Origin of the sequence: Colwellia sp. 6M3 (assembly GCF_014077595.1) — a bacterium.
Taxonomy (GTDB): domain Bacteria; phylum Pseudomonadota; class Gammaproteobacteria; order Enterobacterales; family Alteromonadaceae; genus Cognaticolwellia.
In genome coordinates, this window is sequence record NZ_JACGWF010000248.1 from 1 (window position 1) to 261 (window position 261).

Annotated in this window: 2 tRNA genes; both read right to left on the reverse strand. The window is 50.2% G+C overall.

Features of this window, described 5'->3' with window-relative positions:
• Positions 1-50: 50 nt before the first annotated feature.
• Positions 51-127: transfer RNA gene (locus tag H4J50_RS19260), tRNA-Ile, on the reverse strand.
• Between the two features lie 33 nt (positions 128-160).
• Positions 161-236: transfer RNA gene (locus tag H4J50_RS19265), tRNA-Ala, on the reverse strand.
• Positions 237-261 lie beyond the last annotated feature (25 nt).

Consider the following 261-nt stretch of genomic DNA (forward strand, 5'->3'; position numbering starts at 1 on the left):
GTGTAGATTTCCTACACGAGTGATGAACCAACGCCGATAGAGGACAAAATTGGTAGGTCTGGGCAGACTTGAACTGCCGACCTCACCCTTATCAGGGGTGCGCTCTAACCAGCTGAGCTACAGACCTGCATCGCATCAAAAATCGATACTACATAATAAGTGGTGGAGCTAAGCAGGATCGAACTGCTGACCTCCTGCGTGCAAGGCAGGCGCTCTCCCAGCTGAGCTATAGCCCCTTATTATGCTAGGGTTTTACGTTTT